The organism is Citrobacter sp. wls710 (assembly GCF_005281115.1).
GTDB lineage: Bacteria > Pseudomonadota > Gammaproteobacteria > Enterobacterales > Enterobacteriaceae > Citrobacter > Citrobacter werkmanii.
On record NZ_SZXD01000074.1, the window covers coordinates 1 to 431 of the forward strand.

General features: G+C 53.6%; 1 pseudogene. It reads right to left on the bottom strand.

Annotation, left to right across the window (positions count from 1 at the left end):
* Nucleotides 1–431: pseudogene (locus FDX14_RS24390) on the bottom strand (transposase); the annotation flags it as partial.

A 431-nucleotide genomic window follows, 5' to 3' on the forward strand; every position in this document is an offset into this window, starting at 1 on the left:
GTCATCGGTTCGTCTGAGAATGACGTGCAACTGCGCACGCGACACCCGGAGACAACGGCTGACTAAGCTTACTCCCCATCCCCGGGCAATAAGGGCGCGTGCGCTATCCACTTTTTTGCCCGTCCATATTCAACGGCTTCTTTGAGGAGTTCATTTTCCATCGTTTTCTTGCCGAGCAGGCGCTGGAGTTCTTTAATCTGCTTCATGGCGGCAGCAAGTTCAGAGGCAGGAACAACCTGTTCTCCGGCGGCGACAGCAGTAAGACTTCCTTCCTGGTATTGCTTACGCCAGAGAAATAACTGGCTGGCTGCTACACCATGTTGCCGGGCAACGAGGGAGACCGTCATCCCTGGTTCAAAGCTCTGCTGAACAATTGCGATCTTTTCCTGTGTGGTACGCCGTCTGCGTTTCTCCGGTCCTAAGACATCAAT